Origin of the sequence: Bradyrhizobium commune (assembly GCF_015624505.1) — a bacterium.
Taxonomy (GTDB): domain Bacteria; phylum Pseudomonadota; class Alphaproteobacteria; order Rhizobiales; family Xanthobacteraceae; genus Bradyrhizobium; species Bradyrhizobium commune.
Genome location: NZ_CP061379.1, coordinates 7,228,063 through 7,242,595, shown reverse-complemented (window position 1 = coordinate 7,242,595; position 14,533 = coordinate 7,228,063). Strand labels below are relative to the sequence as shown.

At 64.9% G+C, this 14,533-nt stretch carries 13 protein-coding genes; 3 read left to right on the top strand and 10 right to left on the bottom strand.

The window, feature by feature from the left end:
- Positions 1-7: 7 nt before the first annotated feature.
- Positions 8-3,517 carry a PAS domain-containing hybrid sensor histidine kinase/response regulator gene (locus tag IC761_RS33960; RefSeq protein WP_195800965.1) on the bottom strand — a complete coding sequence of 1,170 codons (3,510 nt, stop codon included), beginning with the start codon at positions 3,515-3,517 and terminating at the stop codon, positions 8-10.
- A gap of 186 nt (positions 3,518-3,703) precedes the next feature.
- Positions 3,704-4,933 carry a 5-aminolevulinate synthase gene (hemA, locus tag IC761_RS33955; RefSeq protein ID WP_195800964.1) on the bottom strand — a complete coding sequence of 410 codons (1,230 nt, stop codon included), beginning with the start codon at positions 4,931-4,933 and terminating at the stop codon, positions 3,704-3,706.
- Positions 4,934-5,158: 225 nt separating this feature from the next.
- On the opposite strand from hemA, the gene aroQ reads away from it, so the two are divergent.
- Positions 5,159-5,590 carry a type II 3-dehydroquinate dehydratase gene (gene aroQ / locus IC761_RS33950; RefSeq protein WP_195800963.1) on the top strand — a complete coding sequence of 144 codons (432 nt, stop codon included), beginning with the start codon at positions 5,159-5,161 and terminating at the stop codon, positions 5,588-5,590.
- Positions 5,591-5,655: 65 nt separating this feature from the next.
- Here the strand turns inward: aroQ and IC761_RS33945 are convergent, their stop codons facing one another.
- The 4 genes from IC761_RS33945 to IC761_RS33930 all read right to left on the bottom strand — a co-directional run bounded on the left by IC761_RS33945 (position 5,656) and on the right by IC761_RS33930 (position 10,576).
- The gene (locus IC761_RS33945; protein ID WP_195800962.1) at positions 5,656-6,717 is read right to left on the bottom strand and encodes an MBL fold metallo-hydrolase; all 1,062 of its coding nucleotides are present in this window, start codon (positions 6,715-6,717) and stop codon (positions 5,656-5,658) included.
- 270 nt (positions 6,718-6,987) lie between these two features.
- Complete coding sequence (locus IC761_RS33940) at positions 6,988-9,141, bottom strand: methyl-accepting chemotaxis protein (protein WP_195800961.1); 2,154 nt, start codon at positions 9,139-9,141, stop codon at positions 6,988-6,990.
- A 168-nt stretch (positions 9,142-9,309) separates the two neighbouring features.
- Positions 9,310-10,032, bottom strand: coding sequence for an outer membrane protein (locus tag IC761_RS33935; protein ID WP_195800960.1), 723 nt, complete (start codon positions 10,030-10,032; stop codon positions 9,310-9,312).
- Positions 10,033-10,255: 223 nt separating this feature from the next.
- The gene (locus IC761_RS33930; protein ID WP_195800959.1) at positions 10,256-10,576 is read right to left on the bottom strand and encodes a hypothetical protein; all 321 of its coding nucleotides are present in this window, start codon (positions 10,574-10,576) and stop codon (positions 10,256-10,258) included.
- 174 nt (positions 10,577-10,750) lie between these two features.
- Between IC761_RS33930 and IC761_RS33925 the strand changes: the two genes are divergently transcribed.
- Complete coding sequence (locus IC761_RS33925; RefSeq protein ID WP_195800958.1) at positions 10,751-11,038, top strand: hypothetical protein; 288 nt, start codon at positions 10,751-10,753, stop codon at positions 11,036-11,038.
- 15 nt (positions 11,039-11,053) lie between these two features.
- Here the strand turns inward: IC761_RS33925 and IC761_RS33920 are convergent, their stop codons facing one another.
- On the bottom strand, positions 11,054-12,334 hold the full coding sequence (locus IC761_RS33920; RefSeq protein ID WP_195804863.1) for an NADH:flavin oxidoreductase/NADH oxidase family protein: 1,281 nt from the start codon (positions 12,332-12,334) through the stop codon (positions 11,054-11,056).
- Between the two features lie 89 nt (positions 12,335-12,423).
- On the opposite strand from IC761_RS33920, the gene IC761_RS33915 reads away from it, so the two are divergent.
- The gene (locus tag IC761_RS33915) at positions 12,424-12,885 is read left to right on the top strand and encodes a MerR family transcriptional regulator (protein WP_195800957.1); all 462 of its coding nucleotides are present in this window, start codon (positions 12,424-12,426) and stop codon (positions 12,883-12,885) included.
- Here the strand turns inward: IC761_RS33915 and IC761_RS33910 are convergent.
- The 3 genes from IC761_RS33910 to IC761_RS33900 form a co-directional block, all read right to left on the bottom strand.
- Positions 12,882-13,817, bottom strand: coding sequence for an AEC family transporter (locus IC761_RS33910; RefSeq protein WP_195800956.1), 936 nt, complete (start codon positions 13,815-13,817; stop codon positions 12,882-12,884). The genes IC761_RS33915 and IC761_RS33910 overlap by 4 nt on opposite strands.
- 103 nt (positions 13,818-13,920) lie before the next feature.
- The gene (locus IC761_RS33905) at positions 13,921-14,130 is read right to left on the bottom strand and encodes a hypothetical protein (protein WP_195800955.1); all 210 of its coding nucleotides are present in this window, start codon (positions 14,128-14,130) and stop codon (positions 13,921-13,923) included.
- Entirely contained in the window at positions 14,127-14,291 is a 165-nt protein-coding gene (locus IC761_RS33900) for a hypothetical protein (RefSeq protein ID WP_195800954.1), read from the bottom strand. The genes IC761_RS33905 and IC761_RS33900 overlap by 4 nt, the downstream gene beginning before the upstream one ends.
- Positions 14,292-14,533 lie beyond the last annotated feature (242 nt).

Here is a 14,533-nt window from a genome sequence, read left to right as displayed (position 1 = left end):
GCAGCCCCTACTCCGCCGCCACCATCTGCTGCGTGCGCCATTGCCCGAGCAGGGCGCGCAGCGAGGCCGGCTTTACCGGCTTGTTGAGCACAGCGATCTTCTCCTCGCGCGCGGCGAGCTGCACGGCGGGGCTGCGGTCGGCGGTGATCAGGATCGCAGGGATGGTGTCGCCGAAGCGGCGGCGGATGTCGCGGATCGCGGCGATGCCGTTGCCGCGGTCGAGGTGATAGTCGACGAGCAGGCCGGTGACGCGGCGGCCGGCGGCCTCGATCGCGGCGATCGCGCCTTCGGGATCGGCGACCGCGATCACCTCGGCATCCCAGGCCTTCAGCAGCGTGCGCATGCCGTCGAGGATCGCGGCGTCGTTCTCGATGCAGACGATCAACGCGCCCGAGATCGGCGTGCGCGCCAGCGGCGTCGCGCTGGTCACGGCGGCAGTGAGCGTCACCGCCTTCGCCGTCGGCACGGTCACGGAAAATACCGAGCCGCCGCTCGCGTTGGCGTCGATGGCGATGCCGTGATTGAGCACGCGTGCCAGCCGCTCGACGATCGAGAGCCCGAGCCCCAGGCCGCGCGCGATCCGCGCGCCCTGCTCGAGGCGGTGGAATTCCTTGAAGATCTCGCCGCGCTTGACCGCGGGGATGCCGACGCCGGTGTCGTAGACGCAGATCTTGAGCGAAGCGCCGCGGCGGCGGCAGCCGACCAGCACGCGGCCGCGCGGGGTGTATTTGATCGCGTTCGAGATCAGGTTCTGGAGCAGCCGTCGCAGCAGCAGCCGGTCCGACTCGACCGGCAGCGAGCAGGGCACGAAGGTGAGGTCGAGGCCCTTGGCGCGCGCGATCGGCGCGAACTCGATCTCCAGCGAGCGCATCAGATCGGCCATCTTGAAGCTCGAGATTGAGGTCGCCATCGCGCCGGCATCGAGCCGGGAGATGTCGAGCAGCGCACCGAGGATTTCCTCGATGGCTTGCAGCGATTCGTCGATGTTCTCGACCAGCCGCGTCTCCTCGCCATTGTGCTGGCGCTCGACCAGGCTCGTGACATAGAGCCGGGCGGCGTTGAGCGGCTGGAGAATGTCGTGGCTGGCGGCCGCGAGGAAGCGCGTCTTGGAGATGCTGGCGTCCTCCGCCGAGCTCTTGGCCTGTGCCAGCTCCGAGTTCAGCCGGGTCAGCTCCTCGGTGCGGTCGCGCACGCGCTTCTCGAGCGTCGCATTGGCGCGCTCCAGCGCCTCGGCGGCCTCGAAGGTGGGCGTGACGTCGGTGAAGGTGATGACGAAGCCGCCCCCGGGCATGCGGTTGGTCAGGATCTCGATCACCATGTGGCGTTCCGGCAGGCGTTCCAGATACGGCTCGCTGTCGGTGGTGTAGGCCGCGAGCCGCCGCTCCAGCATCGCTTCGCGCTCGGCCGGATCGTCGGGATTGCTCACGCCCATGAATTCCAGGATCTCGCGCAACGGCGTGCCGAACTGGATGAAATGCGGGGGAACGTTGAGGAGATCGCCGAACTGCCGGTTGGAGCAGATCAGTTGCAGGTCGGCGTCGAACACCGCGATGCCCTGGCGCACATGGTTGAGCGCGGTCTGGAGGATCTCGCGGTTGAAATGCAGCGCCGCATGGGAATCGTCGAGCAGCTTGAGCGCCGCCTTGGCGGAAACGGTCCGCTTGCGCAGCAGGAGCGACATCACGAGGCGCGAGGATGCGGCGCCGATCGAGGAGGCGATCAGGTGCTCGGCATGCTGCAACAGCTCGAAATCGGCAGGGGCCGACAGCTCCAGCCGCATATTGCGTCGCGCGGAGAACGCCTCGAAGGAATGCCGGGCGCGGTCGGGGCCGAGATATTGCGCCACCGTGGTCTGGATGTCCTGCACCGTGATGGTGGTGCGCCAGCGGCGGAAGTTCGGGGCGATCGGGGCGAGCGTGTTGGGCACGAACAGATCGGCCTGCACGAGCTCGATGGACGAGGGCTGCCGCGCCAGCGACAGCAGCACATAGGTGAGGATGTTGAGCGAGAGCGACCAGACCACGCCATGCATCAGCGGCGGCAGATCGGCGCCGAACAGGGCCTGCGGCCGCAACGCCTCGATGCCGAACGGCCCGTGTTGCAGCAGCAGGATGCCTGCGGTCGAGGAGTCCATGAAGCTCGGCATGAACAGCGTGTAGAGCCACACCGCGAAGCCGACCAGCATGCCGCCGATTGCGCCGCGCGCGGTGGCCCGCCGCCACAACAACCCGCCGAAGAAGCTGGGCGCGAGCTGCGCGATGGCGGCAAAGGAGAGCAGGCCGATCGCGGCAAGCTGGGTGTTGCCGAGCGCGCGATAGTAGAAGTAGGCCATCACCATGATGGCGAAGATCGCAAGCCGCCGCGAGCGCAGCAGGAAATCGCCGAAATCGGTGGCCCCGGTGCGGCCTTCAGGCCGTCGTTGCAGCACCAGCGGCACCACGAGGTCGTTCGAGACCATGATGGAGAGCGCGACGCATTCGACGATCACCATCGCGGTTGCCGCCGACAGGCCGCCGACGAAGACGGCGACGCTGAGAAGGCCCGCGCCGCCCTCCATCGGCAGCGCCAGCACGTACATGTCGGGATCGACCGCGCCGAACGGGAAGCTGACGAGCCCGGCGAGCGCGATCGGGATCACGAACACATTGATGGCGATGAGATAGAGCGGGAACAGCCAGCGCGCGCGGCTGACCTCGGCATCCGAGGAATTCTCCACCACGCTGACGTGGAACTGGCGCGGCAGCAGCATGATCGCGCACAGCGACAGCAGCGTCATGGTCAGGAAGTTGCCGATCGACGGCGAATAGTCGATGGCGCGCACCGCCTCCGGCGTCTTCATGGCGCGCTCGATCAACTCGTGCGGCGAGAACATCCAGAAGGTGACGAAGATGCCGGCGGTGAGGAACGCGATCAGCTTGATGATGGATTCGGTCGCAACCGCCAGCATCAGGCCGTGCTGGTGCTCGGTCGCATCGGTCTGCCGCGTGCCGAACAGCACAGCGAAGGCGGCCATCGCCAGCGTCACCATCAGCGCCATGTCGCCGAGGATCGGGATGTGGGAGAAGGCCTGGTCCTCGCTCAGGATGGTTTCGAGCGAGGACGCCACCGCCTTGAGCTGGAGCGCGATGTAGGGCACCGATCCGATGATCGCGATCAGCGCCACGGTCGCTGCCACCGCCTGGCTCTTGCCGTAGCGCGCGCCGATGAAGTCGGCGATCGATGTGATGTTGTGGGCCTTGGCGAGCTGGATCACGCGGCGGAGCACGCCGGCGCCGAGGCCGATCATCAGGATCGGGCCGACATAGATCGCGAGGAAGTCGGTCGAGGTGCGGGTGGCAAAGCCGACCGAGCCGAAGAAGGTCCAGGAGGTACAGTAGATCGCCAGCGACAGCGGATAAATCAGCCCGGACGCGCGGCCGGGGCCGACCGGCGAGCGCCGGTCGCCATGGCTCGCCACCAGGAACAGGAAGCCGATATAGCCGAAGGCGGCGGCGATCACGCCCCAGTCGTGCAGCATGGCGAGCGCGCTCTCCCTGGGCGCGAGGGCGCGCCCGCTCTCATTTTCGCTCGCAAATCTAGCGCGTTAGGCGGGTAGAGGCGACAGCGAAATGCCGGAGCGGGGGCGGGAACCGGGGTTGTCGTTAAGGTGTGGCCGAGCGCGGCACTTACCCTCCCCTCCAGGGGAGGGTAAGAGAGAAAACGCCTACTCCGCCGCCAGCGACTTTTCGCGGAGCGGCAGGCCGAGGCGGTCCCACACTTGCAGCAGCGCTTCGGCGAGCTGATCGATCAGGCCGTCGTCGTGATAGGGCGAGGGCGTGATGCGCAGGCGCTCGGTGCCCTTGGCGACGGTGGGATAGTTGATCGGCTGGATGTAGATGCCGTGATCTTCGAGCAGGAGGTCGGAGGCCTGCTTGCACTTCTCGGCATCGCCGATGAACAGCGGCACGATATGGGTGTCGCTCGACATCACCGGGAGGCCGGCGGCATTGAGGATCGCCTTGACGCGGGCGGCGCGGTCCTGGTGGCGCTCGCGCTCCCAGCTCGAGGTCTTCAGGTGCTTGATCGCGGCGGTCGCGGCCGAGCAGATCGCCGGCGGCAGCGCGGTGGTGAAGATGAAGCCCGGTGCGTAGGAGCGCACGGCGTCGATGATCTGGCCGTTGGCCGCGATATAGCCGCCGAGGCAGCCGAACGCTTTCGCCAGCGTGCCTTCGAGGATGTCGATCCGGTGCATGACGCCGTCACGCTCGGCGATTCCGCCGCCGCGCGGGCCGTACATGCCGACGGCATGAACCTCGTCGACATAGGTCATCGCGCCATATTTCTCGGCGAGATCGCAGATTTTCGCGAGCGGGGCGACGTCGCCGTCCATCGAGTAAAGGCTCTCGCAGGCGATCAGCTTCGGCCGGCTGGGACCTGCCGCCTTCAGCAGCGTTTCGAGATCGGCGAGATCGTTGTGGCGGAACACGACCCGTTCGCAGCCGGACTGGCGGATGCCCTCGATCATCGAATTGTGGTTGAGCTCGTCCGACAGGATCAGGCAGTTCGGGATCAGCTTAGCGATGGTCGCAATCCCGGTCTGGTTCGAGACATAGCCGGACGTGAAAAGGAGCGAGGCTTCCTTGCCGTGGAGATCGGCAAGCTCGGCCTCGAGCTGCACCAGCGGATGATGTGTGCCGGCGATGTTACGCGTGCCGCCCGCGCCGGTGCCGACGCGCGTTGCAGTCTCGACCATGGCGCCGACCACCTTCGGGTGCTGGCCCATGCCGAGATAGTCGTTCGAGCACCAGATCACGATGTCGCGCTTGCCCTTGGGCGAGTGCCAGAGCGCGTGCGGGAACCGGCCGGCGATGCGCTCGAGATCGGCGAACACGCGATAGCGCCGCTCGGTGTGGACGCGATCGAGCGCGGAATTGAAGAACTGGTTGTAATCCATCGGCAAAAACCTGAGACGGAACCAAGGGGCCGCATCTTCTTAGAGCTTTTCCAGCTCTAATGTCTATGCGCTATCCCACATTTGGGCGGGCAGGGCATTTGGGCAAAATGCCCTATCGTGCGATTTGAAACTTGATGCCGATCAAGTTCACGGCGATTTGCGATGTTGCAGTGCGATAGACGCGGCTCGCCGTGGTTCAGCGGATGATTCCTGAAAGGACCTCTCATGAAGCGCGTGATGATCCTCAACGGCCCCAACCTCAACATGCTCGGCATCCGCGAGCCGCATATCTACGGCACCACGACGCTCGACCAGGTCAATGCGAGCTGCGAGGAGGCGGCGGCAAAATTAAGACTCAAGCTCGCCTTCCACCAATCCAACCATGAAGGCGTACTCGTCGATCTGATTCAGTCGGCACGGCAGGATGCCGATGCCATCATCATCAACCCGGCCGGCCTCTCCTTCACCTCGGTCTCGATCATGGACGCGATCAAGACATTCGAAGGCCCGGTGCTGGAGGTCCACATCTCTAACATCCACGCCCGCGACGAATATCACCGGCACTCGAAGATCTCGTTCGTGGCGACCGGTGTGATCTGCGGGCTTGGCCCGTTCGGCTACATCGCGGCACTGCACGCGATCGCGCAGATGAAATGAAATAGTGCGGGCAGTGACGATGCGCTCCCTCGCCCCGTTCTTACGGGGAGAGGCGAAGAAAACACTCACGTCGTGCTGAACTGGAGCACGCCGTCCTTGGCCTCGGCTGTCAGCCGGCCCTCGACGATCATGTAATTGACGTGGGCGACGAGCTCGCCCGCGGCAAAGCCCATCTGGTGCTCGTCCAGCACGTGCTTGTTGAACACCACAGGCACCAGGGCGCGCGAGGTCTGCGGCACCTCGCGGCAGGCTTCCGCGATCAGGCGGCAGCGCTCCTCATGGTGGTCAGCGAGCTGCTTGATGCGCGTCTTCAATCCGTAGAACGGCACGCCGTGGCCGGGCAGCACCAGCAGATCATAGGGCAGCGTCGTGGTGAGGCTCGCGAGCGAGGCCAGATATTCGCCGAGCGAATTCTGGTCGGGCTCGACCGCCCAGACGCTGACATTGGGCGAGATCCTGCTCAGCACCTGGTCGGCGGAGAGGAACAGCTTGTCGTCGGCGCAATAGAGCATCACCTGGTCGAGCGCGTGACCGCCGCCGGTAATGACCTTGAAGCGGCGCGCACCGATCACGACCTCGTCGCCATGCGAGATGCGGCGGTAGGACGGCGGCAGCACCGAGACGCGCTTGAGATAATCCTGGCCGCGGCCGAGCAGCTTTTCGGTGAGCGACTCGTCCATGCCGTGGCGGCGGAAGAACAGCCGCTGCGCCTCGCGCCGCTCCTCGGTGCCGCGGTTCTGGTGATAGACCGATTGCAGATATTCGACCTGCGACATCACCAGCGGGCAGTCGAACCGCTCGACGATCCAGCCCGCAAGGCCGACGTGATCCGGGTGCGAATGCGTGACGATCAGGCGCGTGATGGTGACGCCCTTCAGCGGCCCCTCGAACAGTTTGGTCCAGGCCTCGATCGTCTCCTCGTTGCCGAAGCCGGCGTCGACCATGGCATAGCCGTCGCCGTCGGCGAGCAGGTAGATGTTCACATGGTTGAGGCGGAACGGCAGCTTCAGCCGCACCCATAATACGCCGGGCCGGATCTCGACGACATCTTCGGGGCCGGGATGCTGTTCCCAGGGATAGCGCAGAGCCTCGGCCGAGGACTGCACGGTGTCAGGTTTCGCGTTCATGTTACCGGCTTAAACCCAGCGCGAGCGGGGCGCCAGCCGAAAAAGGACGCGCCGCCCGCCCGCATAGCGGTCATTCCGGGTTGGATTTTTCCGTGATGTGGGACAGTCGCGCCGCGAATTCCACTTACCTCTCCCGCTTGCGGGAGAGGTCGCGCGAAGGCGCAGGTGAGGGCTATCTCCTCATTGGGGCTCTCCCGTTGCGGAGACACCCTCTCCCCGACCCTCTCCCGCAAGCGGGAGAGGGAGCGCAGTCCCGATGCCGCCGGCGTCTTACGCCGCCCGCATGTTGTTGAGGAATGCATCGATTTCCCCGCGCAGCATGTCGGCCTCGCGGCGGAGCGCATCCGAGGCGCTCAGCACTTCACCTGCCGCAGCACCCGCCTCGGCCGACGCGGTGGAGACGCCGACGATGTTGCTGGAGACCTCACTGGTGCCGCCGGCCGCATGCTGGATGTTGCGGGCGATCTCGCGGGTCGCCGCGCCCTGTTCCTCGACCGCGGCTGCGATCGTCGTGGTGACGTCGTTGATCTCGCCGATGATCCGGCCGATGCCCTGGATGGCGCCGACCGCCGAGGTCGTGACCTGCTGCATGCTGGCGATCTGCGTGCGGATTTCCTCCGTTGCCTTGGCGGTCTGGCTGGCGAGGCTCTTCACCTCGGAAGCGACCACCGCGAAGCCGCGGCCGGCTTCGCCCGCGCGCGCCGCTTCGATGGTGGCGTTGAGCGCGAGCAGATTGGTCTGCGAGGCGATGGTCTGGATCAGGTCGACCACGACGCTGATGCGGCTGGCGCTGTCGGCGAGGCTCTGCACCGTGGCGTCGGTGGCGCCGGCTTCGTCGACCGCCTTCCTGGCGATCGCGGCCGAGGTGACGACCTGCTTGCTGATTTCCTCGATCGAGGAGGAGAGCTGCTCGGTGCCGGACGACACGGTCTGCACGTTGACCGAGGTCTCCTCCGCGGCGGAGGCGACCGCGTTCACCAGCGCGTTGGATTGGTCTGCGGTGTTGGACATGCTCTGCGCGGTTGCCTGCATCGAATTGGCCGATTGTGCGAGATTGCCGAGCGCGGAGCGCACCGTGCCCTCGAACTCGGCGATCTTCGCTTCCATATGGGCGGCACGCTCGGCCTTGACGACGCGATCCTTGTCCTGCTCGCTCGCAAGCGAACGGGCCTCGATCATGCTGTCGCGGAACACTGTCAGCGTTTCCTTCATCGCGCCGATCTCGTCGTTCTGCCGGGAGCGCACGATCTCGGTGTCGAGGTCGCCGGCCGAGAGCAGCTGCATGGCGCGCTGAAGCTCACGGATGCGGCGCAGGATGTTGCGGCCGACATAGAGCCAGACGAACAGGGCCGAGCCGATCAAAGTGAGCCCACCCAGCGCCAGCACCGCAGTGGTCGCGAGTGAAATCTCCTGACGGGCCTGGAAGGTCGACGCGTCGGTCTCCTTCTGCACGCCATCGACCAGCTGCTGCACGCTGATGCCGAGGCCGACATTGAGCTTGCGCGTCTCGTCCAGGATGGTCTGGCCGTAGTCGATGGCGTCGAGCTCCTTCTGGCGGATCTTGAACACGCCGGTCTTGCCCTCGCCGAAGGTAAACAGCTTTTGCACGGTGTCGCGCATCGCCTGCATCGAGGGATAGTTCGGGAGATCCTCGAGGTTCGATTTGACGCGGTCGCGGGTCGCCTTGAATTCCTTCTCGATCGCCTCCAGCGTGTCGCTGTTGTTGGCCGAGAGCGCCGCCATCATGTCGGCAGCCATCAGATTGCCGTTGGCGGAGATGGTCGAGATCTGCGCGACGGTGCGGGCGGCTTCGGTGGCATCGTCGGCGGACACTTCGGCCGCGCCGAGGATCGCGTTCAGGCGCGTCTGCGCATCCAGCATCGCGGGGCTGGCGGCGCCGACGAACGAAAGCTGCACTTTGCGCAGCGCCTCATACTGCTTCTCGTGCAGCGCGCCGGTGTCGAGCCGTTCGCGCGCGGCCGAGACCAGGCTCTGCGTTGCCTCGTCGATGCTCTTGGTGGTGTCGCGAAGCGCGTTCGCGGTCTGCGCATCGGCGCCGAGCTCGATGATCTCGCCAAGCTTGGCCATGGCGAGCCGCTGGATCTCCTTCACGTTCTTGGTGCGTTCGTTCAGCGCTTCGTCGGACGGCGATGCCAAGAGGCCGGGGCCTTGTGCCGCGAGCGTCGCGCTCTGCGAGGCGAGCTGAAGGCTTGCGGCGAGGCGCGGGATGTCGCGGCCGCTCAGATCCATCATGGTCGAGCCCAGATGGTTGAACACGTAGCCGGCGCCGGCTGCGATTGCCAGGCCCATGCCTGCGATCACGGCGAAAGCGGCAAACAGGCTGCCGCGCAGACCCCATTTCGGCATTTTGAAACGAGGCTTGAATCGGCCCAAGAAACTGCCAACGCTCAGACGGATCGCCATCGAAATTCCCCCACACCCGTAATCTTATATTTTCGCCGCGCAGTATCCGTGCGGCGGGTTAAAAAATCGCAAGTTGCACAAACGCTTGCGCAAGTTCCGCAGAGCGAAAACGAAAGGGCCGGCAACGAGGCCGGCCCTTGATTACGAACGGATTTTTTTCAGGCGCGATCAGTAACGCGCGACGACCGGGCTCGCCCAGTTGAAGCGGTAGTTGACGCCTGCCTTGAAGGTGTGGTCGTCGGTGGTGAAGTTGCCGGTGCCCACCAACGGGCCTCCGGTGAAGTGTGCGTCGCCGAAATTGTAGTACTGGTACTCGGCCTTGGCCGACCAGCTCGGGGCGAACATGTACTCGATGCCGGCGCCGACGGTGTAGCCGTTGCGGTGATCGCCATTGATGACGAAGGCGACCGGCACGCCGCCGACCGTCACCTTCTCGTTGTTGTCGGAATAAGCGTAGCCGCCCTTTACATAGACGAGGCCCGGACCCCAGGTGTAGCCGACGCGGCCGGTGATCGAGCCGAGGCCGCGCTGGTCATTGGTGTAGGCGATGCCGCCTGGGAATACCGCGCCGACATTGCCGGAAAGCCAGGAATACTGGGCCTCGGCGCCGATCACGAAGTTCGGGTTGACCTGCCAATCCGCACCGGCCTGCAAGCCGCCGAGGAAACGGCCGTTGCCGTTGTTGCCGGTGGAGAGGCCGTTGAAATTGTTGTCGCTGGAGAACGCGCCGCCGACATGCGCACCGATGTAGAAGCCGGTCCAGTTGTAGATCGGCGCGGCGTAGGCCGGCGCCTTGTTGTAATAGGGGCGGGCACCGAGATCGGCGCCAACGGCCGGCGCAGCCGCGCCCACCACGAGCAGCGCCACGGTCGCAAACAGAATCTTCTTCATCGTCCAAACTCCAACACAGAGGTCCCCGGCAGGCGCGCTTTCCGCGCCGCGTTGGTTATGCAGATAGCTTGCTTTCGACGAAAATGCTGTCACATGCATGGCACAGCAGCACCCAACCTAACTTATTGGGCCGCAAATGCTTTTCGTGCTTAACGGTGGCTTAAGAAGTGATGAAGGAAGGCTTAATTCCTAAGCCCTCGGGTAACCTGCGCGGCGCTTTGCGTTAACCAAGACGCCGCCGCACCTCGTCGCGCATCTGCGCGCGGAACGCGGCGCGCTTTGCGGGCCGGTCTTCCTCGCGAACGTCGTGACGATCGAAGATGTCGAACTTCTCCATGATCGGATAGCGCTCACTCGCCATCGCCAGCACGCGCAGCACCTTGGTCGCGGACAGCGTCGGGCCGCGCACTTCCCAGCGCCGGATCGTGTCGGCGCCGCCCTTCTCCGGCAATCCGCACAGCTTGGCCATATCGGCCGTGGTCAGCTTCTGCTCAAGAACGTCGGAGAGGTCGTCGCGGAGTTGCTTCAGTTCGGGGCCGGTCATGTCGCCTCAATGCGCGAAGTCGTCGAGGTGAATGCACTAGCGCTGATTCGGGTCCATCCGAAGGCAGCGCGCTCGGGCACCTCCTGCCGCGCACGGAGTTATGAACGGGGATCCCATGGACATTTTCCGATGAATGACCAGCTGGGAGAACAGGTACCGGCGAAAGGATCAGCCATGACAAGCATCAAGCTCGCCATCGTCGCACTCATCACGACCGGGCTGGCCGCAGCTCCTTTCGCGGCCGACGCGAAACGCTACAGGTCCAGCCGGCACTACATCGCGCCCGCGGTGTCGCCGAGTTATGGAAGCGCCGGATCGGTCGCCGCACAACCGAGGACATATTACGGGACGTCCGGACAGACGGTTGGGACGGTGACCGCGCCGTCGATCGGAACCTATAATTGGCCGTCGGTCGGTGTTACCAACGCCGTCCCGACCTGGAGCAACACCAACCCGAAGTAGGTCTTGCCGGTCTCGTCATGTTCCGGCGCGACGCGCTATGGGATCAGGCGCGAACGACACCTTCGGCGCCGAACGCCGCGCGATCCATCGCCGATACTGCCGCGTCCGGAATGCGGTGGCGACCTGTTGCAGGATCAGGGCCCAGAGCGGCGACACTTTTGGATCGGGGCTTCCGCCGCGGCTTAATCGTCGTAACTGGAATTTGACGGCGGCCATGCTGGCGAGCGAGGCCAGAGTCTTGTTCTTCCATGTGATCGGCTGCAGTTCGGGAGCTGAGTCCTTGCCGAGGCGCCAGTCGCGCGCCAGATGCGGGTCGATCGCCAGCGCCGTGCCGATGCCGACCATGTCGATCCCATTGTCGAGCACTTGCTCGGCAATTGCGCGGCGGCGAATGCCTCCGGTGATCATCAGCGGCATCCGCGCCACCGTCTTGATGTCGCGGGCAAACTCCAGGAAGTAGGCCTCGCGCGCGAGCGTGCGGCCGTCGCGCGACTGCCCTTGCATCGCCGGCGCCTCGTAGCTCCCACCCGAGAGCTCCACGAGGTCGACGTCGAGATGGTTGAGCATCTCCACCACCTGACGCGCGTCATCGCTGCTGAAGCCGCCGCGCTGGAAGTCAGCGGAGTTGAGCTTGACCGCGACCGCGAATCCCGGAGAGACAATGGCGCGAACGGCCTTCACGACTTCCAGCAGCAGGCGCGCTCTGTTCTCGAGCGAGCCGCCCCACGCATCCGTTCTGCGGTTGATGAGCGGCGACAGGAACTGGCTGAGCAGATAGCCGTGCGCGGCGTGGATCTCCACGCCGGTAAATCCGGCCTGCTCGCCCAGCTGGGCCGTCCGCGCAAAGCGCCTGATGATTTCGGCGATGACATCCTCGGTCATTGCCTCCGGCACGGCGAAGCGACTGGACATCTTGCCGAGGTCCATCGCCACGGCTGAGGGGGCAAACGTCTTCTGGCCGAGATTGGCCTGCATCTGGCGGCCCGGATGGTTGATCTGAAGCCACATCTGCGCGCCTCTGGAGCGGCCGATCTCGGCCCAGCGTTTGAACTGGTCCAGATGCCTGTCGTCCTCCAGCACGACACCGCCCGGACCCGTCATCGCGCGTCCGTCGACCATCACGTTGCCGGTGATGATCAAGCCGGCCTCGCCATCCGCCCAGGACTTGTAGAGGCGCAGCAAGTCCTGCGACGGCGCCTGATCCGCGTCGGCCATGTTCTCTTCCATCGCCGCCTTGGCGATGCGGTTGGGAATGACCGAACCGTTGGGGAGCGTCAGCTTCTCGAACACTGTCATGGAACCCATCTCATCGAACTCTTGTCTTGATCCAGGTCTGACCCTACCTTTAAAGTTAACTTTAAGGTCAACCCCCTTTGAGGCCCGGCGTGAGGATTGGAGAACTGGCGGCCCGCAGCGGCCTGACCGCGTCCCGCATCCGCTTCTACGAAGCGAGCGGCCTGATTAGCACCGTCGAACGCGGCGCGAACAATTACCGCGAATACACGCGAGACGCCGTCATGCTGCTGGAGATCATCACCAGCGCGCAGAATGCCGGGTTCTCGCTTGAAGAGATTCGCCGTCTGATGCCGCCGAAGTTCGATGCAAGGTTGGACGCCCGGCACCATGACGAGCTGCTGGTCGCGCTGAAGCGGAAGGCTGCCGAAATCGAGACGTTGCGCGAGCGCCTGGCCGAGAGCCTGGAGCGTCTGCACGCCGTCATCGAGACCATCGAGACCAGGCCGGAAGGGCTGAGCTGCGAGGACAATGCGAAGCGGGTGATGAGCAGCTTTCAGCAAGGCGCGACCGCGCCGAAGACGAAACGAACGTCGCGCAAGAAGCTTTCCTAACGCGCGCCGGGCGCCAGTCCCGACAGCAGGTACAGCGCGACCAGCAGTGTCCCGACCGACAGCATCGTTGTGATCGACACCGTGGCCGCCACCAGCTTCTCCTCAACCTTGTGCTCATGTGCGAGCACGTACACGGTTTTTGCCGTCGGCACCGCCGCGCAGACGACGGCGGCGACCGTGTAGAGTGGATTGAGGCCGCCGGCGAGGCACAGGGCGTAGACGATCAGCGGCATGATCACCAGCTTCACCGTTGCGAGCGCGAGGGTTGCGGTGAGGTTGGACCGCAGGCCGTCAAGCGACAGGCCGAGGCCGATGGCAAACAGCGCGCAGGGCGTCAGAGCCGCCGCGATCATGTTGAGATAGGCCGCAACTGCCGCTGGTATCGGCAAGCCCGTGGTCGCCCACAAGAGGCCAATGAGGGTCGACAGCACCATCGGATTGAGCAGGATCTGCTTTGCAAGGCCAGCGGAATGCGCAGGTCCGCGCGCGTCCCTTTCCAGCAGGATGACCGTGATCGGAAACATCACGGCGGCCACGAACACCGTGGCCACCGCGGCGGGCAGGACCGCGGGCTGACCGTAGATGGCGTGCAGGATCGGCAGCGCCACGAAGCCGGTATTGGTCATCGCGGCCGTCATGCCGTAGATCGTGCTGCTGGCGAGATCGTGGTTTCCGCCGGCGCGAACCGCCAGGAAGACCAGCACGAAGCAGATCAACGAGCCGCCGCCGAATGCGAGCAGGAAGCGCCATTCAAGGAGATTGCGCGCCGGCTCCTGCGCGATCGTGACGATCAGTAGCGCCGGCATCGCGACGTTGTAGGCGAAATGCACCAGCGCGTCGGCCAGCGAGCGGGAGAGATAACCGAGCTCGCCGGCGAGCCAGCCGGTGACGATGATCGCAAACACAGGAAGAACGAGGCTGGCGACTTCCATCCGGCTTCCCCCTCTGCCAGGCAGCGACGCCACTCTAGCTTGGCGCGGCATGCCCGTCACGGTTCAACCGGATCGCGCTGCGCGAATAGGGTCGCGACCTGTCTCAGGCGCCCCTGCGACTCTGCTGGCCGATCACGCAGCGCCATCCTGCCAGGCGCTCGGCCGGATGCTGGTTCATCCATTCGGCGAGCTGCGGCGCGCCCATCAGGCACGACGTCATCGATACGTCGGCGAAGTCCGAGGTTGTGACGATCTGCTCGTGGCAATTGGCCGGAGAGGAGAGGCTGCAAAGCACCGCGACGATCTTGATCACGCCAGGTTTCCTGCGTCGCTTCGGGCGGTCGCAGCCTTGTCGTGCCGCTCGCCGGCCGGGTCAGCCGACGGGAAGATGCTGTCATAGATCGCGCGTGCTTCTTGAATAAGGCGAATGCGTTCGCGCTCGGATTTAGAGACAAACTGAATAACCTGGCCCATGGCGGCCTCCAAACAGATTGGTGAAACCATCATCAGATGATGGAAATCATTCCATTACGATGTGGGGTGCGGCGCTGCACTTTGAAGCCGTGCAGCCAGTCACGCGGAATAAAAAGCGCGTGACTGCGCCTTCTCGGCAGATGCGATTCAATTCGGCCCGATCGTTGGAGGCCGAGCCGGATACCGCCCACCTCACGTCGACGGCGCACGCTCATCGGGGCCCGGCCGGAGGTGCTCGTCGC